The sequence below is a fragment of the Variovorax sp. 01N425 genome (assembly GCF_056399465.1).
In genome coordinates this window covers 24,591-43,122 of sequence record NZ_JBFTRJ010000003.1, presented here as the reverse complement: position 1 = coordinate 43,122, position 18,532 = coordinate 24,591, and the positions used below count along the sequence as shown (strand labels likewise).

Here is an 18,532-nt window from a genome sequence, read left to right as displayed (position 1 = left end):
TCAGTCGGAAGCGCCATCCGCCTTGACCTTGAGAAACTGGGCAAAACCAGGGTCGGTGTAGGCGGCAGGGGGAAGATCGTCCGTCAGCAGGGCGGAATCGACTTCGGCCAATTCGCTCGCCCGGTCCTCGTCCTGCATCACGCTGATGGTGATCAGCCCTGCAGCCAGTGCAAGCAGGGGCACCACCGAGCCGATGCGGGTCCACCAGCCGCCGCCCATCGTTGCCACATGGCCGGACTGCATGACCGTCGAGGCCGCCCGCAGCTGGGGTGCCTGCTTGCGCATGGCGACGGCTTGCGCGCGCGCGACCCGCAGCCGCTCGCCGATGTCGTGCGGTAGCTCCTGGTTGCCCTCGGACAGCCGCGCAGCGATGCGCCGGCCGAATTGATCCTCGGCAGCAAAAGAAGAGGTTGGAACCTTAGTGTTCATAGCGAAATTCCCTTGGCTTTGAGCGCCTTGCTCAGGGCGTGCACGGCCCGCGAACAATGGGTTTTGACGCTGCCTTCGGAGCAGCCCATTGCAGCGGCCGTCTCCGCCACATCCATTTCTTCCCAGTAACGCATCAGGAAAGCCTCGCGTTGACGACCTGGCAAAGCCGCGATCTGTTCTTCGATCTCGTGGAAGATCTGGGCGCGGCGGGTCGTGTCCTCGGCACTCTCCGTTTCTCTGGAGTCGGTTGGCGAGACGAAGTTCTCCAGCAGATCGAAATCTCCGTCGTCTCCGGCAGATTCGAAGTCGCCGAGGTTGGAGAACAGGGCGCGGCGGGTCTTCTGACGGCGGAACCAGTCGAGGGTGCAATTCGAAAGAATGCGCTGGAACAGCATCGGCAGCTCTTCCGGCGGCTTGTCGCCGTAGTGCTGCGCCAGCTTCATCATGCTGTCCTGCACGATGTCGAGCGCGGCTTCCTCGTCCCGCACGTGGTAGACCGAGCGCTTGAAAGCGCGCCGTTCGACGCTCTTCAGAAAGTCGGAAAGTTCTTGTTCAGTGGCCAAGCGAGAGGGGGCGCCGGGGGGCGCCGCGTGGGGAATGGATGTCGGGAAGCGCTTATGTTTTTCTGCCGCGGATTATGCCCCGGTGCCTTTTCACCGGGTTTTTTGCGCGGCGGCTGGCTCATCAATGTCATAATCCGCGCTGCAAGTCAAAAGGCAAACGGGTCAAGGTCCGGCGGAACATCAGTCCGCTCATGGCTTTGGCCTCAAGTCCTGGCGCGGCCCCACAAGGGCTGGCAAGGGGCACCCAAGGTTTTTCGTTCCCGAAAAAACTCCAAAGGTTGATCATGGAAATCTCGAAGGCGGAACTCGCTTCCGCAGCAGCCGCGTCCTCTGGCGCCGGCAACCCAACGCAAGAACTCATGGGCGCTGAAGTGCTGGTCAAGGCACTGCAGGCCGAAGGCGTCCAGTACATCTGGGGCTATCCCGGCGGCGCGGTTCTGTACATCTACGACGCGTTCTACAAGCAGGACACCATCCAGCACGTGCTGGTGCGCCACGAGCAGGCAGCCGTCCACGCGGCCGACGGCTATGCGCGCGCCACCGGCGAGGTCGGCGTGGCGCTGGTTACCTCGGGCCCCGGCCTCACGAATGCCGTCACCGGCATCGCCACGGCGTACATGGACTCGATCCCGATGGTGATCATCTCGGGCCAGGTACCCACCGCCGCCATCGGCCTGGACGCCTTCCAGGAATGCGACACCGTGGGCATCACCCGCCCCATCGTGAAGCACAACTTCCTCGTCAAGGATCCGAAGGATCTGGCCATGACGATGAAAAAGGCCTTCCACATCGCACGCAGCGGCCGCCCCGGCCCGGTGGTGGTGGACGTGCCCAAGGACGTTTCCTTCAAGAAGACCCCGTATGCCGGCTATCCCGACAAGGTCGAGATGCGCTCGTACAACCCGGTGCGCAAGGGCCACGGCGGTCAGATCCGCAAGGCGCTGCAGCTGCTGCTGAACGCCAAGCGCCCCTACATCTACACGGGCGGCGGCGTGCTGCTGGGCAACGCCTGCAACGAACTGCGCACGCTGGTCGACATGCTCGGCTACCCGGTCACCAATACGCTGATGGGCCTGGGCGCCTATCCGGCGAGCGACCGCAAGTTCCTGGGCATGCTGGGCATGCACGGCACCATCGAAGCCAACAACGCCATGCAGAACTGCGACGTGCTGCTGGCCGTGGGCGCGCGCTTCGATGACCGCGTGATCGGCAATCCCAAGCACTTCGCGACGAACGAACGCAAGATCATCCACGTCGACATCGATCCGTCGAGCATCTCCAAGCGCGTGAAGGTCGACATCCCGATCGTCGGCGACGTGAAGGACGTGCTCACCGAGCTGATCTCGATGATCCGCGAGAGCACCACCAAGCCCGACGCCGGCGCGCTGGCCGACTGGTGGAAGACCATCGAGGCCTGGCGCTCGCGCGACTGCCTCAAGTACGACCGCGGCAACAAGGACGTGATCAAGCCGCAGTACGTGGTCGAAACGCTCTGGAACATGACCAAGGACGCCGACGCGTACATCACCTCGGACGTGGGCCAGCACCAGATGTGGGCGGCGCAGTACTACCGCTTCGACGAGCCGCGCCGCTGGATCAATTCGGGTGGCCTGGGCACCATGGGCGTGGGCATTCCGTACGCCATGGGCATCAAGCTCGCCAAGCCCGATTCGGAAGTGTTCACCATCACCGGCGAAGGCTCGGTGCAGATGTGCATCCAGGAGCTCTCCACCTGCCTGCAGTACAACACGCCGATCAAGATCTGCTCGCTCAACAACCGCTACCTGGGCATGGTGCGCCAGTGGCAGGAGATCGAATACTCCGGCCGCTATAGCCACAGCTACATGGATGCGCTGCCCAATTTCGTGAAGCTGGCCGAGGCCTACGGGCACGTCGGCATGCTGATCGAACGTCCACAGGACGTGGAGCCGGCGCTGCGCGAAGCACGCAAGCTCAAGGACCGCACGGTGTTCATGGACTTCCGCACCGACCCCACCGAGAACGTGTTCCCGATGGTCAAGGCCGGCATGGGCATCACCGAGATGCTGCTGGGCTCCGAAGACCTCTGACCGGTCTGCGGCGCATTTGCTTTTAACCCTTTACTGACGAATCTATTGCCCGCCGAGCCTGCGCATTACCGTGCGCGGGGGAGGGCGGCGAAAGCGAAAGCTTCCGCGCAGGCGAAAAGAGGAGTCACGCAAACATGAAACACATCATTGCAGTGCTGCTGGAAAACGAGCCGGGTGCTCTTTCCCGCGTGGTGGGCCTGTTCTCGGCCCGCGGCTACAACATCGAATCGCTGACCGTCGCGCCGACCGAGGACGCGAGCCTCTCGCGCATGACCATCGTCACCGCCGGCTCCGACGACGTGATCGAACAGATCACCAAGCATCTCAACCGGCTGATCGAAGTGGTGAAGGTCGTCGACCTGACCGAAGGCGCGTATACGGAGCGCGAGCTCATGATGGTGAAGGTGCGCGCAGTCGGCAAGGAGCGCGAGGAAATGATGCGCATGGCCGAGATCTTCCGCGGCCGCATCATCGACGTCACGGACAAGAGCTACACCATCGAACTCACCGGCGACCACGGCAAGAACGACGCTTTCCTGGAAGCGATCGACCGTAGCGCTATCCTCGAGACTGTCCGCACCGGTGCCAGCGGCATCGGGCGCGGCGAGCGCATCCTGCGCGTGTAGGGGGTGAAGATCCCCTCAGTTCCACTGTTCTAAACCAAGGCACGAGGAGAAGGTAATGCAAGACTTGCTGGGCTTCGAGAAGATGGTCACCCCGATCGTCATCCGGATACTGTATTTCCTGGGATTGCTGGTGGTATTGATTTCCGGCGTGGGCGCGCTCTTCAGCGGCGGCTTCAGAGGCATTCTTACCGGCTTCGCGATCCTGATTTTTGGCGCGATCATGGTTCGCGTCTACAGCGAATTGCTGATCCTGCTGTTCCGCATTCACGACAACCTCGTGTCCATCAACCAGCAAATGAAGGACCGGAATCCCTCCGGCCAACTGTGAGTGAACGCACCCCTGCGCAGGGGGTGCCAGAGATTAAATAGGAAAGACGCATCATGAAGGTTTACTACGACAAGGACGCCGACCTCAGCCTCATCAAGGGCAAGACGGTCGCAATCATCGGTTACGGCTCGCAAGGCCATGCGCATGCGCAGAACCTGAACGACAGCGGCGTCAAGGTCGTGGTCGGCCTGCGCAAGGGCGGCGCCTCCTGGCCCAAGGTCGAGAAGGCCGGCCTCAAGGTCGCCGAAGTGGCCGACGCCGTGAAGGCCGCCGACGTGGTCATGATCCTGCTGCCCGACGAGCAGATCGCCAGCGTCTACAAGAACGACGTGGCACCGAACATCAAGGAAGGCGCTTCGCTGGTCTTCGCGCACGGCTTCAACGTGCACTACGGCTTCGTGCAGCCGCGCGCCGACCTCGACGTGTGGATGGTCGCTCCCAAGGCCCCCGGCCACACCGTGCGCAGCACCTACACGCAAGGCGGCGGCGTGCCCCACCTCGTGGCTGTGCACCAGGACAAGAGCGGCAAGGCGCGCGACCTCGCGCTGAGCTACGCCACCGCCAACGGCGGCGGCAAGGCCGGCATCATCGAGACCAACTTCCGCGAAGAAACCGAGACCGACCTGTTCGGCGAACAGGCGGTTCTGTGCGGCGGCACGGTCGAGCTGATCAAGGCCGGTTTCGAGACGCTGGTGGAAGCCGGCTACGCGCCCGAAATGGCGTACTTCGAATGCCTGCACGAGCTCAAGCTGATCGTCGACCTGATCTATGAAGGCGGCATCGCCAACATGAACTACTCGATCTCGAACAACGCCGAATACGGCGAGTACGTCACGGGCCCGCGCATCGTGACCGAAGAGACCAAGAAGGTCATGAAGCAAGTGCTCAAGGACATCCAGACCGGCGAATACGCCAAGAGCTTCGTGCTGGAAAACGCTGCCGGCGCTCCCACGCTGATCAGCCGCCGCCGCCTGAACTCCGAGCATCAGATCGAAGTCGTCGGCGAGAAGCTGCGCGCGATGATGCCGTGGATCAAGAAGAACAAGCTGGTCGACCAGACCCGCAACTGATCCGCCAATGAAGCGGGTGCCGCGGCACCCGTTTTCCGAGGGCCACCCGCCGGGGTGGCCTTTTTTCATGAGGGGGCGGACCATCCCCCCTGAACTACACTGCGAACCCATGCGATTTACAGACCAGGAAGCTATCGGATGGATAGCTGTTCGCGCAGTGCCCACGAGGGACGGAGGCAAATTCAATGCATGACGACACGGTTCCCGACGAAGTGCCGCCGCGCAAGCGCCGCAAGGGCATCTACATACTGCCGAACCTGTTCACGCTCGCTGCGCTGTTCGGGGGCTTCTATTCGATCGTGATGGCGATGAATGCGCGTTTCGACCTCGCGGCGATCGGCGTGTTCGCCGCAATGATCCTCGACAGCCTGGACGGCCGCGTGGCCCGCATGACCAACACGCAAAGCGCGTTCGGCGAGCAGATGGATTCGCTGTCCGACATGGTGTCGTTCGGCGCCGCTCCTGCGCTCATCGCCTACGAATGGTCGCTCAAGGGACTGGGCCGCTGGGGCTGGATCGCGGCCTTCGTCTACTGCGCCTGCGCGGCGCTGCGGCTGGCGCGCTTCAACGTCAATACCGGCGTGGTCGACAAGCGCTGGTTCCAGGGGCTGCCGTCCCCGGCGGCGGCGGCGCTCGTGGCCGGCTTCATCTGGCTCATGACCGAGTGGGGCAAGCGCGGCGGCGAGGTGCTGTATCTCTCGTGGACGCAGATCACGTGGATCACCTTCGCGTTCACGCTCTACGCCGGACTTTCCATGGTCACCAATGCGCCGTTCTACAGCTTCAAGGACGTCCAGATGAAAAAGAGCGTGCCCTTCGTGGTGATCGTGCTCATCGCGCTCGGCATCGCGGTCATCAACATCCATCCGCCCACGGTGCTTTTCGGCCTCTTCGTGGCCTATGGCCTGAGCGGCTATGTGGTCTACGCGTGGCGCAAGGCCAAGGGGCAGCAGGCGAGCGTGATCAGCACCTCGACCGAAGAGCCCGACGAGCGGGGCTTGCATAACTGAAGCCGGCTTGTGCTACATTCACAACCCTCATGACCAAGATTTCGCTGCTGGCCCTACTAGCCCTCCCTCACGGGCGGAGACGGTAGCGCACGCGCAAATCCCTCACCACGGCCCGTTCGCACCAGCAACGGGCCGTTTGTTTTTGGGGTTGCTGGTTGATTCCAACCATCACAGAGAAATCGACATGCTGAAGCAACCTCAAGCCAAATACCGCGCATTCGCCCCGATCGGCCTCAAGGACCGCACCTGGCCCGATGCCGTGCTGACCAAGGCCCCGATCTGGCTGTCGACCGACCTGCGCGATGGCAACCAGGCGCTGGTCGAGCCGATGGACATCGCGCGCAAGATGCGCATGTTCGAGACGCTGGTGGCGATCGGCTTCAAGGAAATCGAAGTCGGCTTTCCCTCTGCCTCGCAGATCGAATTCGACTTCGTGCGCAAGCTCATCGAGGAAGACCGCATTCCCGACGACGTGACGATCCAGGTGCTGACGCAGGCGCGCGACCACCTCATTGCGCGCACCTTCGAATCGCTGCAGGGCGCGCCGCGCGCCATCGTCCACCTCTACAACGCGGTGGCTCCCGTGATGCGGCGCGTGGTGCTCGGCATGGACGAAGACCAGATCGTCGAACTCGCGAGCAGCCATGCGCGCATGTTCAACGAGTTTGCCGCGAAGCAGCCGAACACGCAGTGGACCTTCCAGTATTCGCCCGAAATGTTCTCGGGCACCGACGTCGTGTTCTCCAAGCGCGTGGTCGACGCGGTGACGGAAGTCTGGGCGCCGACGCCAGAGCGCAAGTGCATCGTCAACCTGCCCACCACGGTCGAGCATTCCACGCCGAACATCTTTGCCGACATGATCGAGTGGATGCACCGCAACCTCGCGCGCCGCGATTCGATCGTGCTGTGCGTGCATCCGCACAACGACCGCGGCACCGGCACGGCGGCCGGCGAACTGGCGCTGATGGCGGGGGCCGAGCGCATCGAGGGCTGCCTGTTCGGCAATGGCGAGCGCACCGGCAATCTCGACCTCGTGAACGTCGCGCTCAACCTCTACACCCAGGGCGTTTCGCCCGAGCTCGATTTCTCGAACATCGACGAGATCCGCGCGACGGTCGAGCATTGCAACCAGATCCCGGTGCATCCGCGCCATCCGTATGTGGGCGATCTCGTCTACACCTCGTTCTCGGGTTCGCACCAGGACGCGATCAAGAAGGCCTTCGCGGCGCGCAAGGACGGCGACATCTGGGACATGCCCTACCTGCCGATCGATCCGAAGGACGTGGGCCGCAGCTACGAGGCCGTGATTCGCGTGAACAGCCAGTCGGGCAAGGGCGGCATGGCCTACCTGCTCGAGAGCGAATACGGCCTCGAGATGCCGCGCCGCCTGCAGATGGAATTCATGCAGACCGTGCAGCGCGTGATGGACGTGGCCGGCAAAGAGCTCACTGCCGCCGACCTCTGGGAACTGTTCGTGCGCGAATACGGCCTCGAGGCCGCGCATTCTTTGCAGCACCGCGTGATCGAGGAAGAAGGCGAGGGCGCCAGCGCCTCGGTGGTGCTGCGCGGCGACCTGCCCTGGGACGGCGAGATCCGCGCCATCGAAGGCCGCGGCAACGGGCCGATCGACGCCTTCACCCAGGCGCTGAGCAAGGCCACGGGCCATACCGTGCGCGTGATGGACTACCACCAGCACGCCATCGGCGCGGGTGCCGATGCCAAGTCGGTGGCGTACCTCGAGCTGCGCGTGGACGAGGCGCAGACGCTGTTTGGCGTGGGCATCGACGCGAACGTGATCTCCGCTTCGCTGAAGGCCATTGTCTCGGGCGTGCAGCGCTCGCGGACCCGCGGCGCGCACAGCGCACAATCGGTGGTTGAGCTCGCCTGACGCCGTCCCCCGCCGTATGCGCAAGGTGCGAAATGATCAAGAGGAACCAAGGAGATCCACGATGACCGACCAACTCATTATTTTCGACACCACCTTGCGCGACGGCGAGCAGTCGCCCGGCGCCTCGATGACGCGCGACGAGAAGATGCGCATCGCCAAGCAGCTCGAGCGGCTCAAGGTCGACGTCATCGAAGCGGGCTTTCCAGCCAGTTCGAACGGCGACTTCGAGGCCGTCAAGGCGATCGCCGACATCATCAAGGAATCGACCGTGTGCGGCCTGTCGCGCGCCAACGACCGCGACATCTCGCGCGCCGCCGAGGCGCTCAAGGGCGCGGCGCGCGGGCGCATCCACACCTTCATCGCGACTTCGCCGCTGCACATGGAAAAGAAGCTGCGCATGTCGCCCGACGAAGTGCACGAGCAGGCGAAGCTTGCCGTGCGCTTTGCGCGCAACCTCGTGTCCGACGTGGAGTTCAGCCCCGAGGACGGCTACCGCAGCGATCCCGACTTTCTCTGCCGCGTGCTGGAGACCGTGATCAACGAGGGCGCCACCACCATCAACGTGCCCGACACCGTGGGCTACGCCATTCCCGAGCTCTACGGCAACTTCATCAAGATGCTGCGCGAGCGCGTTCCCAATAGCGACAAGGCGATCTGGTCGGTGCATTGCCACAACGACCTTGGCATGGCCGTGGCCAACTCGCTGGCGGGCGTGAAGATCGGCGGCGCGCGCCAGGTCGAATGCACGATCAACGGCCTGGGCGAGCGTGCGGGCAACTGCTCGCTCGAAGAGGTGGTGATGGCGGTCAAGACGCGCAGGGACTACTTCGGACTGGACCTCAACATCGACACCACGCACATCGTGGCTGCGAGCCGCATGGTGAGCCAGACCACCGGCTTCGTGGTGCAGCCCAACAAGGCCGTGGTGGGCGCCAACGCCTTCGCGCACGCCTCGGGCATTCACCAGGACGGCGTGCTCAAGGCCCGCGACACCTACGAGATCATGCGGGCCGAGGACGTGGGCTGGGCCGCCAACAAGATCGTGCTGGGCAAGCTCAGCGGGCGCAATGCATTCAAGCAGCGGCTGCAGGAACTGGGCGTGACCATGGCCAGCGAAGCCGACATTAACGCCGCCTTCTTGCGCTTCAAGGAACTGGCGGACCGCAAGTCCGAAATTTTCGACGAGGACATCCTCGCGCTCGTCAGCGCTGAAGAGCACTCGAACGTTGACGAACAGTTTGCTTTTGTCTCGCTCTCGCAGCACAGTGAAACCGGTGAACGTCCCCAGGCCAAGGTTGTCTTCACCGTCCAGGGCAAGGAAGTCACTGGTGAATCCGATGGCAATGGCCCGGTCGATGCTTCTCTCAAGGCCATCGAATCGCATGTCAAGAGCGGCGCCGAAATGGTGCTTTACTCGGTGAATGCGATCAGTGGCTCGACAGAAAGCCAAGGAGAAGTTACAGTTCGGTTACAAAATGCGGGGCGGGTGGTCAACGGTGTCGGGGCAGATCCAGACATCGTGGTCGCGTCGGCAAAGGCTTATTTGAGTGCGCTCAACAAGTTACAGAGCCAAGCTGAGAAAGTGGCGGCACAAGGTTAGGTGACAGGCGATTCTTGTTATTCGATTGAAGAACAGGACGCAAGTAACTGATATTGCGTGCCTTTTTTGATTTGGATACACTGCGGTTCTCAATTTCGCCGCTGGAGATTTATTAATGCCCGAAACCCGCCCCCGCCGAGTTTCCAGCCAGCGGTTCTTGCCCGCAGTCAAATTCGTCGCCGTCGCGCTCTGCGCCACGGCGTTTTTGCTGTCCGGTGCACAGGCCGCCAAGAAGGAAAAAACAACCGCAGCCAAGACCTCCGTGGCCAAGAAGTCCGCAGGACCGGTGCCGGTGGAAGTCAAACGCTCCGGCAAGGCGCCGCGTGGCGTCAAGGTCGCCGACAGAAGCGAGAAGGTCGTCCGTGGCGGCCGCAACGTGGTGGCTTCCATTCGCCAGAAGAACGGCAAGACCGTGGTTGCCGTGCAGCGACGCTCGGTGGTTCGCGTCGAAACGCCGGCGCGCCAGTCCTTCGGGCAACTGGCCGGCCTGCACGGAACCGACGACGCGCTCGACCTGAAGTCGAGCGTTGCGCTGGTGATCGACCAGGACACGCACGAAGTGCTGTTCAGCAAGAACGACCATGCGGTGCTCCCGATCGCATCGCTCACCAAGCTGATGACCGGCCTCCTGATCAGCGAAGCGCATCTGCCCAACGACGAACTGATCACCATCACGCAGGACGACGTCGACACCGAAAAAGGCAGCCGTTCGCGCCTGACGGTCGGCACCACGCTGTCGCGTGGCGAGCTCCTGCACCTGGCCCTGATGTCGAGCGAGAACCGTGCGGCGCATGCACTGGGCCGCACCTATCCCGGCGGCCTCGCAACCTTCGTGAGCATCATGAATGCCAAGGCGAAGATGCTCGGCATGAAGGACACGCGCTACGTGGAGCCCACCGGCCTGTCGAGCCGCAACCAGTCGAGCGCGCAGGATCTCGCGCTGCTCGTCAATGCCGCCTATTCCGACGCCACGGTGCGCTCGCTGTCGACCTCGCCTGAATACCAGGTCGAGGTGGGCAACCGCGTGCTGCAGTTCAACACCACCAACCGTCTCGTGAAGAGTCCGGATTGGGAAATCGGCGTGCAGAAGACGGGCTACATCTCCGAAGCCGGCCAGTGCCTCGTGATGCAGGCCAAGGTGGCGGGGCGCAAGCTGATCATGGTGTTCCTGGATTCGGCCGGCAAGTTCAGCCGCATTGCCGATGCGGAACGTGTTCGCCGCTGGGTCGAGGCCACGCACGCCTCGACGGGCTCGCCGGCTGCATCGCGCAGCACTGCGGCCTACCAGGTCGCCGGCTGATCGAACCCGCCGCCCCGAACAGGGGCGGCATGTCGAGAACCGCCGGCGGGGCCGGCCGATCAGCCCCCGCTGGGGCCTGAAGCGCTGCTGGCACCGATTGCCGCAGGGCCCGCGGCCGCCGCCGCTGCGGCATCCTTGTAGCCCAGCGCTCCCGAGATCTCGTTGGCCGTGGCCTGCAGCTTGGGCAGCCATCCTTCGTCGAGCCGGTCCGCGGGTGCGGAAATCGACAATCCCGCCACCAGTTTGCCCTGGTCGTCGTAGATGCCGGCGGCCATGCAGCGCACGCCCAGCTCGAGCTCCTCGTTGTCGCGTGCAATGCCGTACTGGCGCGCCTTCGACAGCTCGCGCTCGAGCGCGGGCAACTGCGTGATGCTGTTGCGCGTGTGGCCGGCCAGGCCGGTTCGCGTGGCGTAGCTGCGCACGCGCTGCGGATCGTCGGCCGCCAGGAACAGCTTGCCGGTGGAGGTCAGGTGCAGGGCGGCCCGCCCGCCGATGGCGCGCACCACCTGCATGCCCGAACGCTCGCTGTAAGAGCGCTCGATGTAGACGATCTCGTCGCCCTGGCGCATGCTGAGGTTGACGGGCTGCTGGGTGAGCTTGTGCAGCTCGCGCATCGGCCCGAGGGCTGCGTCGCGCACGTTGAGCCGGCCCTTGACGAGGTTGCCGAGTTCCAGCAGCCGCATGCCGAGACGGTAGCTGCCGGCCTCGGGCCGGTCGACAAAGCGGCCGACCGCCAGGTCGTTGAGGATGCGGTGGGTGGTGGAGGGGTGCAGGCCCGTCTTCTCGCTGATTTCCTTCAGCGAAATGGCCTCCTCGCGGGAGGCGAGCACGTCGATCAGCGCGAACATGCGCTCGATCACCTGGATGACTGGAACGGCAGGAACGTCGGATTGGTTTTTTCTCATGGCGCGATGCGGTGTGGACCGGGCGCCATTTTACCTTGTGAAATCGGATGGTGCTTGCCAGCGTCCGTCGATCAGCAGCTCGTGCGGCGCAAAGCGCGCCTTGTAGTTCATCTTGGCGCTGCCTTCGATCCAGTAGCCGAGATAGACGTGCGGCAGGCCGAGCTTGCGCGCCTGCTCGATCTGCCACATCACGCTGTAGGTGCCGTAGCCGGCGCTGCTGTCGGGTTCGTAGAAGGTGTAGACCGCGGAGATACCGTCGTTCAGCACGTCGAGTATCGACACCATCTTGAGCGCGCCGGCCGTGCCGTCGGGCAGCGCCTCGCGGAATTCGACCAGCCTGGAGTTGACGCGGCTTTGCAGCAGGAACTGGGTGTACTGGTCGATGCTGTCGTGGTCCATGCCGCCGCCGGCGTGGCGGCCGGTTTGGTAGCGCAGGTAGAGCTTGTAGTGCTCGGGCACGAAGCACAGCTTGAGCACGCGCGCCAGCAGGTTCTGGTGCTGCTTCACGGCGCGGCGCTGGCTGCGGCTGGGCTGGAAGCTGTTGACCAGCACGCGCAGCGGTATGCAGGCGCGGCAGCCGTCGCAATAGGGCCGGTAGGTGAACATGCCGCTGCGCCGGAAGCCGCTGAGCACCAGGTCGGAGTAGGCGTCGTTGTGGATCAGGTGGCTGGGCGTGGCCACCTGCGAGCGGGCCTGGCGGTCCGGCAGGTAGCTGCAGGGATAGGGCGCCGTCGCGTAGAACTGCAGCGTGTGAAGCGGAAGATCCTTGAGGTGCGTCACGTCGGTCCGGAAGGTCGCGCGGAAAGGAGTTCTGCCCAGTATACGGGCTCGAAATGCCACTGTGGGCCCTGTTGTTCCCGGGCCCGGGCGACGTGCGCCACGAAGCGGCTGCGCGACATTTCGCGGGCGCCCAGGCTGGCCAGGTGCGAGGTGTTCTGCTGGCAGTCGATCATCTTCACCTGGAAGCGGCGGCACAGGCATACCAGCGCGGCCAGCGCGATCTTGGAGGCGTCCGGACGGCGCGTGAACATCGATTCGCCGAACACCGCGCGCCCCAGCCCCACGCAGTAGAGGCCGCCCGCGAGCTGGCCGTCGATCCAGGTCTCCACGCTGTGCGCGTGGCCGGCCCGGTGCATCGCCATGTAGGCCTGCACCATGTCCGGCACGATCCAGGTGCCCGATTGGCCGGTGCGCGGCGACTGCGAGCAGGCCGCGATGACCGAGGCGAAGTCATGGTCGATGCGCACCTCGCAGCCGGCGGTCTGGGTGAACCGCGCCAGCGTCTTGCGCAGCGACCGGTGGAGCTTGAATTCGGCCACCTGCAGCACCATGCGCGGATCGGGGCTCCACCAGAGAATCGGCTGGTCTTCGCTGAACCAGGGGAACACGCAGCGGCCGTAGGCGTGCACCAGGGTGTCGACGTCGAGCGCTCCGCCGGCGGCGAGCAGGCCGGGTACGGGATCGTGCTCGCCCCAGGCGGAGGCGGGGTCGGGCAGTGCGTCGCCGGGTTCGAGCCAGGGCAGTTGTTGCATGGCCGTAGGTATACACGGCTTCGCCCGGGCTTCGGCCGAGGCCGGGAAAATGCCCGTCCCGCAGCGGGAAGGCAAACGATTGCGGCCCGGGCGCCACAGGCGCTGCCCGTGAAGCGCACAAGACTATCCGAAGCCCATATAGTGCTGCTTCCCATTTGCACACTCCATGCGGACCCGCCGGGCCGGCGTCGCCCGGTACAGGCCTGCCCAAGAGGACCACGTTGACCACTGATTCCATCCCCACCCGTTTCGGCAGCGGCCAGGCAGTGCGCCGCCTCGAGGACGAGAGCCTGCTGTCCGGCGCAGGCCGCTATACCGACGACGTCGCGCTCCCCGGCCAGACGCATCTCGTCTTCCTTCGGTCTCCCTATCCGCATGCGCGCATCGTGTCGATCGACACGGCCGCCGCTGCCGCCATGCCCGGCGTGCTGCGCGTGATCACCGGCGCCGAGCTGGCCGAGGCCGGCGTCAAGCCGATGCCGGGCGCCGTGGGCTTCAAGCGGGCCGACGGCAGCGATTGCGCCAGCCCTCCGCGCCTGGCCCTGGCGCATGGCACAGCCCGCTTCGTGGGCGAGGCCGTGGCCGCGGTGGTGGCCGAAACCGTCCAGCAGGCACGCGATGCCGCCGAGGCGGTGGTGGTCGACTACGAAGCGCTTCCCATGGTGGTCGACCTCGCAAGCGCCACCGCCGACGGCGCGCCGCTGCTGTGCGAGGAGGCCACCGGCAACGTCGCCGCCGAAATGCGCCATGGCAGCAGCGACGCCGCAACCGCCGCCTTTGCCAAGGCCAAGCACGTGGTGGCGCTCGACGTGGTCAACCAGCGCGTGGTGGCGCTGACCATCGAGCCGCGCTCGGTGCTCGCCGCGCCTGACGCCGAATCGGGCCGCCTCACCATCCGCATGAGCACCCAGATGCCGTCGGGCGTGCGCGATTCGGTGTGCGCCGCCATCGGCCTCGCCAAGGAAAAGGTGCGCGTGGTGGTGGGCGACGTGGGCGGCGGCTTCGGCATGAAGACCGGCGCCTATCCGGAGGACATTGCCGTTGCGTTTGCGGCGCTGCAGGTCGGGCGCCCCGTGAAGTGGGTGGCCGACCGCAGCGAGGAGTTTCTTTCGAGCGCGCACGGCCGCGACATCGAGGCCAGGGCTGAGCTCGCGCTCGATGCGGACGGAAAGATCCTTGCGCTGCGCATCAGGACGCTGGCCAACGTCGGGGCCTATGCCACCGGCACCGGCGTTGCGATCCAACTGCTGATCGGCCCCTGGGTGCAGACCAGCGTCTACGACATCCAGACCATCGACTTCCATTTCAAGGCGGTGCTCACCAACACCGCGCCCACTGGCGCCTACCGCGGTGCGGGCCGTCCCGAGGCGATCTTCACCATCGAGCGCCTGATGGACGAGGCCGCCCGCCAGATCGGCATCGACCGCATCGCGCTGCGCCGCCGCAACTTCATCCGCCCCGAGCAGATGCCCTACAAGAACCCGATGGCGCAGACCTACGACACCGGCAAGTTCGAGTCGGTGATGGACCAGGCGCTGGCGCTGGCCGACTGGCAGGGTTTCGACGCCCGGGCCGCCGAGTCGGCGAACAACGGCAAGCACCGCGGCCTGGGCATTGCCACCTTTCTCGAATGGACCGGCGGCAATGTGTTCGAGGAGCGCGTCACGGTCTCGGTGCAGGCCGATGGCGTGATCGAGGTGTTCTCCGCCGTCAACGCCATGGGGCAGGGCATTGCCACCTCGCTTGCGCAGCTGGCGGTCGATGCCTTCGGCGTGCCGATCGAGAAGGTGCGCGTCGTGCTCGGCGACACCGACCGCGGCGACGGCTTCGGCAGCGCTGGTTCGCGCTCTCTCTTCACCGGCGGCTCGGCGGTCCGCATCGGCGCCGAACGCACCATCGACAAGGCGCGCGCACTCGCAGCCCAGGAGTTCGAAGCCGCCATCGACGACATCACCTACACCCGCGGTGTCTTCACGGTGGCCGGCACCGACCTCGAACTCGACCTGTTCGCCCTGGCAGGCAAGCAGCCCGAGCGCGAGATATTCGTCGACTCCACCAGCACCGTGGCCGGTCCGACCTGGCCCAACGGCTGCCACGTCTGCGAGATCGAGATCGATCCGCCCACGGGCGAGATCAGCGTGGTGGCCTACAGCTCGGTCAATGACGTGGGCCGCGTGATCAACCCGATGATCGTTCGCGGCCAGCTCGAAGGCGGCGCGGTGCAAGGCATCGGCCAGGCGCTGTACGAGCAGGTGGTGTACGACAACGAAACCGGCCAGCCGCTCACCGGCAGCCTCATGGACTACGCGGCGCCGCGCGCGGACATCGTCCAGGCCATGTTCCACATGGAGATGGACGAGTCGACGCCGTGCGCCAACAACCCGCTGGGCGTGAAGGGCGTGGGCGAGCTGGGCACCATCGGCGCCACGCCCGCCATCGTGAACGCCGTGGCCGACGCCTTCGCGCGCAACGGCCTTGCGGCCAGCGCTCCGCGCCTGCACATGCCGCTGAGCCCGGCGCGCGTGTGGCAGGCCATGCACACCGTCGATTGAGCATCCTCGGGCCGGGTGATCGAAGGGCGCACACACCATGCTCGTCACCACCGAACTGCAGACCGATGCGATCCGCGTGTCGAGCTACCGCTGCGACGCCCAGCCTGGCGCGCGGCCGTTCACCGAGGTGCACGCCGAGTATTCGGTCTCGTACGTGCGCAAGGGCAGCTTCGGCTACCGCACGCGCGGCAATGCTTATGAACTGGTGGCCGGCTCCGTGCTGGTGGGTTGCCCGGGCGATGAATACGTCTGCACTCACGACCACCATGTCTGTGGCGACGAATGCCTGGCGTTCCATTTGTCGCCGGGCTTCGTCGACCTGGTCGGCGGCGACCAGCGGACCTGGCGCACGGCAGGGCTTCCGCCGCTGCCCGAGCTGATGGTGCTCGGCGAGCTTGCGCAGGCCGCGGCCGAGGGGCGCAGCGATGCAGGCCTCGACGAGCTGGGCGTGTGCTTCGCGAGCCGTTTCGTCGAGGTGGTGGAAGGGCGCAGCAAACCCGCGCCGCAATCCGCTGCGGCACGCGACAGGCGCCGTGCGGTCGACGCGGCGATGTGGATCGACGCGAACTCGCACGGCGATATCGGCCTCGAAACCGCGGCCTTCGAAGCGGGACTGAGTCCGTTCCACTTCCTGCGCCTGTTCTCGCAGGTGCTCGGCGTCACGCCGCACCAGTACCTGGTCCGTTCGCGCCTGCGCCACGCGGCGCGGCTGCTGGCGGACGACGACCGGCCCGTGACCGACGTGGCCTTCGAGGTCGGCTTTGCCGACCTGAGCAACTTCGTTCGCACCTTCCACCGCGCGGCCGGGGTATCGCCGCGCGGCTTTCGCCAGGCCGCCAAGGGCGACCGCAAGATTTTCCAAGACCGCCTGGCCGCACTGTTCGATGATGACCGCCTGATCCACCCATCGAGCAGAAAGCCATCGCCATGTACGACCTGATCGGACTGAAACCCGAAGACCTTGCCGCAAGCCGGTGCTGCGATGCGGCGGCCTGCCCCTGAAGGCGCACGACCATGGCAACGATCTACAAGGAATTCATCGTCGAAGCCGATGCCTCGCGCGTCTGGGACGCACTGCGCGACTTCGGCGCCGTGCACACGCGCCTCGCGCCCGGCTTTCTCACCGGCTGCGAGCTGGACGGCAAGGGCGCGCGCATCGTGAGCTTTGCCAACGGCCTGGTGGCGCGTGAACTGCTGGTGGGCATCGACGAGGCCAACAGTCGGCTGGCCTATACCGTGACCGGCGGCAAGGCGAGCCACCACCACGCCTCGGCCCAGGTGTTCGCGCTGGGCGAAGGGCGCTCGCGCTTCGTCTGGATCACCGATGTGCTGCCCGACGAACTGGCCGCCTACATCGAACCGATGATGGTGCAGGGCGGCGTGGCGATGAAGAAGACGCTCGAGGCGGCCGGCTAGAAGTCTTCGAGCGGCAGGCCGACGTAGTTCTCCGCCAGCGCGGTGGAGGCCGCGTGCGAATGCACGAGGTAGTCAAGTTCGGCTTCCTGGATCTTCTGGCCGAAGGCGCCGGTCTCGGGGAAGCGGTGCATCAGCGAGGTGAACCACCACGAGAAGCGCTCCGCCTTCCAGACGCGGCGCAGGCAGAGGTCGGAATACCGGTCGAGCGCGGAAGCCGATCTTTCGCCGTAGAAGATCTCGAGCGCGCGCGAGAGGTAGCCCACGTCGGCCGTCGCCAGGTTGAGCCCCTTGGCGCCGGTCGGCGGCACGATGTGCGCGGCGTCGCCGGCCAGGAACAGCGCGCCGAAGCGCATCGGTTCGGCCACGAAGCTGCGCAGCGGCGCAATGCTTTTCTCGAGCGAAGGGCCGGTCACCAGCCGCTCGCGGGCCTCGGGGTCGAGCCGTGCGCGCAGCTCATTCCAGAAGGCCTCGTCGCTCCAGTTCTGGACCTTCTCGTCGGCCGGCACCTGCACGTAGTAGCGGCTGCGGTGCGCGCTGCGCATGCTGCACAGCGCAAAGCCGCGTTCGGTGTTAGCGTAGATCAGTTCGTGCGACACCGGCGGCACGTCGGCCAGCACGCCGAGCCAGCCGAAGGGATAGATCTTTTCGTAGGTCTGGATGGCGTCGGCCGGCACGCTGGCGCGGCTCACGCCGTGGTAGCCGTCGCAGCCGGCGATGAAATCGCACTCGATCTCGTGCGTCTGGCCGTCTTTTTCGTAGCGCACGCGCGGGCGCTGCGAATCGAAGTCGTGCAGGCTGACGTTGGCGGCGCTGTAGATGGTGGCAAGGCCTTCGGCCGAACGCGCTTCCATCAGGTCGCGCGTCACTTCGGTCTGGCCGTAGACCGTGACCTGCTTGCCGTTTGTCAGGCCGTGCATGTCGATGCGGTGCCGCGCGCCCTTGAACAGCAGTTCGATGCCTTCGTGCGGCAGCCCCTCGGCCTTGGCGCGCGCATCGACACCCGCGCGTGCCAGCAGGTCCATGGTGACCTGCTCGAGCACGCCGGCGCGGATGCGTCCGAGCACGTAGTCGCCGCTCTGCCGCTCGACGATGACGTTGTCGATGCCGGCCTTGAAAAGCAGCTGTCCGAGAAGCAGGCCTGCCGGGCCTGCGCCGATGATCGCGACCTGTGTGCGCATGTTCGTGTCTCCAATGGGTTTTCCGAGAGCGTAGGGCGTGCGCGGCCGGCTGTCGCGGCGTGCGGC

The 18,532-nt window shown here is 65.3% G+C and carries 17 protein-coding genes; 11 read left to right on the top strand and 6 right to left on the bottom strand.

All coding sequences use genetic code 11. The features are described from left to right. Both AC1DSC_RS05775 and AC1DSC_RS05770 read right to left on the bottom strand, forming a co-directional pair. Positions 1-429 carry a DUF3619 family protein gene (locus AC1DSC_RS05775; protein WP_012747476.1) on the bottom strand — a complete coding sequence of 143 codons (429 nt, stop codon included), beginning with the start codon at positions 427-429 and terminating at the stop codon, positions 1-3. After that, a complete protein-coding gene (locus tag AC1DSC_RS05770; RefSeq protein WP_012747477.1) occupies positions 426-992 on the bottom strand; it encodes an RNA polymerase sigma factor in 567 nt (188 codons plus the stop codon). The genes AC1DSC_RS05775 and AC1DSC_RS05770 overlap by 4 nt, the downstream gene beginning before the upstream one ends. 284 nt (positions 993-1,276) lie before the next feature. Between AC1DSC_RS05770 and AC1DSC_RS05765 the strand changes: the two genes are divergently transcribed. From AC1DSC_RS05765 to AC1DSC_RS05730, 8 genes are all read left to right on the top strand, one after another. Next, entirely contained in the window at positions 1,277-3,061 is a 1,785-nt protein-coding gene (locus tag AC1DSC_RS05765; RefSeq protein ID WP_012747478.1) for an acetolactate synthase 3 catalytic subunit, read from the top strand. Positions 3,062-3,195: 134 nt separating this feature from the next. Then, on the top strand, positions 3,196-3,687 hold the full coding sequence (gene ilvN, locus AC1DSC_RS05760) for an acetolactate synthase small subunit (protein WP_012747479.1): 492 nt from the start codon (positions 3,196-3,198) through the stop codon (positions 3,685-3,687). A 55-nt stretch (positions 3,688-3,742) separates the two neighbouring features. Then, positions 3,743-4,015, top strand: a complete 273-nt coding sequence (locus AC1DSC_RS05755) for a DUF4282 domain-containing protein (protein ID WP_012747480.1) — start codon at positions 3,743-3,745, stop codon at positions 4,013-4,015. A gap of 53 nt (positions 4,016-4,068) precedes the next feature. Then, positions 4,069-5,085, top strand: a complete 1,017-nt coding sequence (gene ilvC, locus AC1DSC_RS05750; RefSeq protein ID WP_012747481.1) for a ketol-acid reductoisomerase — start codon at positions 4,069-4,071, stop codon at positions 5,083-5,085. Positions 5,086-5,270: 185 nt separating this feature from the next. Further along, complete coding sequence (gene pssA, locus AC1DSC_RS05745; RefSeq protein ID WP_012747482.1) at positions 5,271-6,095, top strand: CDP-diacylglycerol--serine O-phosphatidyltransferase; 825 nt, start codon at positions 5,271-5,273, stop codon at positions 6,093-6,095. Between the two features lie 184 nt (positions 6,096-6,279). Further along, on the top strand, positions 6,280-7,983 hold the full coding sequence (leuA, locus tag AC1DSC_RS05740) for a 2-isopropylmalate synthase (protein WP_012747483.1): 1,704 nt from the start codon (positions 6,280-6,282) through the stop codon (positions 7,981-7,983). Between the two features lie 61 nt (positions 7,984-8,044). Continuing rightward, positions 8,045-9,583: a 2-isopropylmalate synthase gene (locus AC1DSC_RS05735; protein ID WP_012747484.1), complete on the top strand. Its 1,539-nt coding sequence runs from the start codon at positions 8,045-8,047 to the stop codon at positions 9,581-9,583. Positions 9,584-9,698: 115 nt separating this feature from the next. Continuing rightward, positions 9,699-10,883 (top strand): serine hydrolase, encoded by a 1,185-nt coding sequence (locus AC1DSC_RS05730; RefSeq protein WP_012747485.1) that lies wholly within the window; start codon positions 9,699-9,701, stop codon positions 10,881-10,883. A 59-nt stretch (positions 10,884-10,942) separates the two neighbouring features. Here AC1DSC_RS05730 and AC1DSC_RS05725 read toward each other — a convergent pair whose 3' ends face one another. Genes AC1DSC_RS05725 through aat form a run of 3 tightly spaced genes read right to left on the bottom strand, consistent with a single transcriptional unit; the run spans position 10,943 to position 13,320 of the window. Continuing rightward, positions 10,943-11,788, bottom strand: coding sequence for an IclR family transcriptional regulator (locus AC1DSC_RS05725; protein ID WP_012747486.1), 846 nt, complete (start codon positions 11,786-11,788; stop codon positions 10,943-10,945). A gap of 30 nt (positions 11,789-11,818) precedes the next feature. Next, positions 11,819-12,568 (bottom strand): arginyltransferase, encoded by a 750-nt coding sequence (locus AC1DSC_RS05720; protein WP_012747487.1) that lies wholly within the window; start codon positions 12,566-12,568, stop codon positions 11,819-11,821. Then, entirely contained in the window at positions 12,565-13,320 is a 756-nt protein-coding gene (gene aat, locus AC1DSC_RS05715; protein ID WP_012747488.1) for a leucyl/phenylalanyl-tRNA--protein transferase, read from the bottom strand. Before aat ends, AC1DSC_RS05720 begins: the two co-directional genes overlap by 4 nt. A gap of 221 nt (positions 13,321-13,541) precedes the next feature. Between aat and AC1DSC_RS05710 the strand changes: the two genes are divergently transcribed. The 3 genes from AC1DSC_RS05710 (at position 13,542) to AC1DSC_RS05700 (ending at position 17,288) form a co-directional block, all read left to right on the top strand. After that, the gene (locus AC1DSC_RS05710; protein WP_012747489.1) at positions 13,542-15,872 is read left to right on the top strand and encodes a xanthine dehydrogenase family protein molybdopterin-binding subunit; all 2,331 of its coding nucleotides are present in this window, start codon (positions 13,542-13,544) and stop codon (positions 15,870-15,872) included. A 37-nt stretch (positions 15,873-15,909) separates the two neighbouring features. Further along, on the top strand, positions 15,910-16,812 hold the full coding sequence (locus AC1DSC_RS05705) for a helix-turn-helix domain-containing protein (RefSeq protein WP_012747490.1): 903 nt from the start codon (positions 15,910-15,912) through the stop codon (positions 16,810-16,812). 74 nt (positions 16,813-16,886) lie between these two features. Beyond that, entirely contained in the window at positions 16,887-17,288 is a 402-nt protein-coding gene (locus AC1DSC_RS05700) for an SRPBCC family protein (RefSeq protein WP_012747491.1), read from the top strand. Here the strand turns inward: AC1DSC_RS05700 and pobA are convergent. Next, entirely contained in the window at positions 17,285-18,466 is a 1,182-nt protein-coding gene (gene pobA / locus AC1DSC_RS05695; protein WP_012747492.1) for a 4-hydroxybenzoate 3-monooxygenase, read from the bottom strand. The two genes, AC1DSC_RS05700 and pobA, sit on opposite strands and share 4 nt — an antisense overlap. Positions 18,467-18,532: the final 66 nt, after the last annotated feature.

What these genes read in the sequence shown, in the direction of transcription:
- pssA (WP_012747482.1), top strand. Translation starts at nt 5,271, where the DNA reads ATGCATGACGACACGGTTCCCGACGAAGTGCCGCCGCGCAAGCGCCGC.
- AC1DSC_RS05705 (WP_012747490.1), top strand. Translation starts at nt 15,910, where the DNA reads ATGCTCGTCACCACCGAACTGCAGACCGATGCGATCCGCGTGTCGAGC.
- AC1DSC_RS05725 (WP_012747486.1), bottom strand. Translation starts at nt 11,788, where the DNA reads ATGAGAAAAAACCAATCCGACGTTCCTGCCGTTCCAGTCATCCAGGTG.
- ilvC (WP_012747481.1), top strand. Translation starts at nt 4,069, where the DNA reads ATGAAGGTTTACTACGACAAGGACGCCGACCTCAGCCTCATCAAGGGC.
- AC1DSC_RS05755 (WP_012747480.1), top strand. Translation starts at nt 3,743, where the DNA reads ATGCAAGACTTGCTGGGCTTCGAGAAGATGGTCACCCCGATCGTCATC.
- AC1DSC_RS05765 (WP_012747478.1), top strand. Translation starts at nt 1,277, where the DNA reads ATGGAAATCTCGAAGGCGGAACTCGCTTCCGCAGCAGCCGCGTCCTCT.
- pobA (WP_012747492.1), bottom strand. Translation starts at nt 18,466, where the DNA reads ATGCGCACACAGGTCGCGATCATCGGCGCAGGCCCGGCAGGCCTGCTT.
- ilvN (WP_012747479.1), top strand. Translation starts at nt 3,196, where the DNA reads ATGAAACACATCATTGCAGTGCTGCTGGAAAACGAGCCGGGTGCTCTT.
- AC1DSC_RS05775 (WP_012747476.1), bottom strand. Translation starts at nt 429, where the DNA reads ATGAACACTAAGGTTCCAACCTCTTCTTTTGCTGCCGAGGATCAATTC.
- AC1DSC_RS05730 (WP_012747485.1), top strand. Translation starts at nt 9,699, where the DNA reads ATGCCCGAAACCCGCCCCCGCCGAGTTTCCAGCCAGCGGTTCTTGCCC.
- AC1DSC_RS05735 (WP_012747484.1), top strand. Translation starts at nt 8,045, where the DNA reads ATGACCGACCAACTCATTATTTTCGACACCACCTTGCGCGACGGCGAG.
- leuA (WP_012747483.1), top strand. Translation starts at nt 6,280, where the DNA reads ATGCTGAAGCAACCTCAAGCCAAATACCGCGCATTCGCCCCGATCGGC.
- AC1DSC_RS05700 (WP_012747491.1), top strand. Translation starts at nt 16,887, where the DNA reads ATGGCAACGATCTACAAGGAATTCATCGTCGAAGCCGATGCCTCGCGC.
- aat (WP_012747488.1), bottom strand. Translation starts at nt 13,320, where the DNA reads ATGCAACAACTGCCCTGGCTCGAACCCGGCGACGCACTGCCCGACCCC.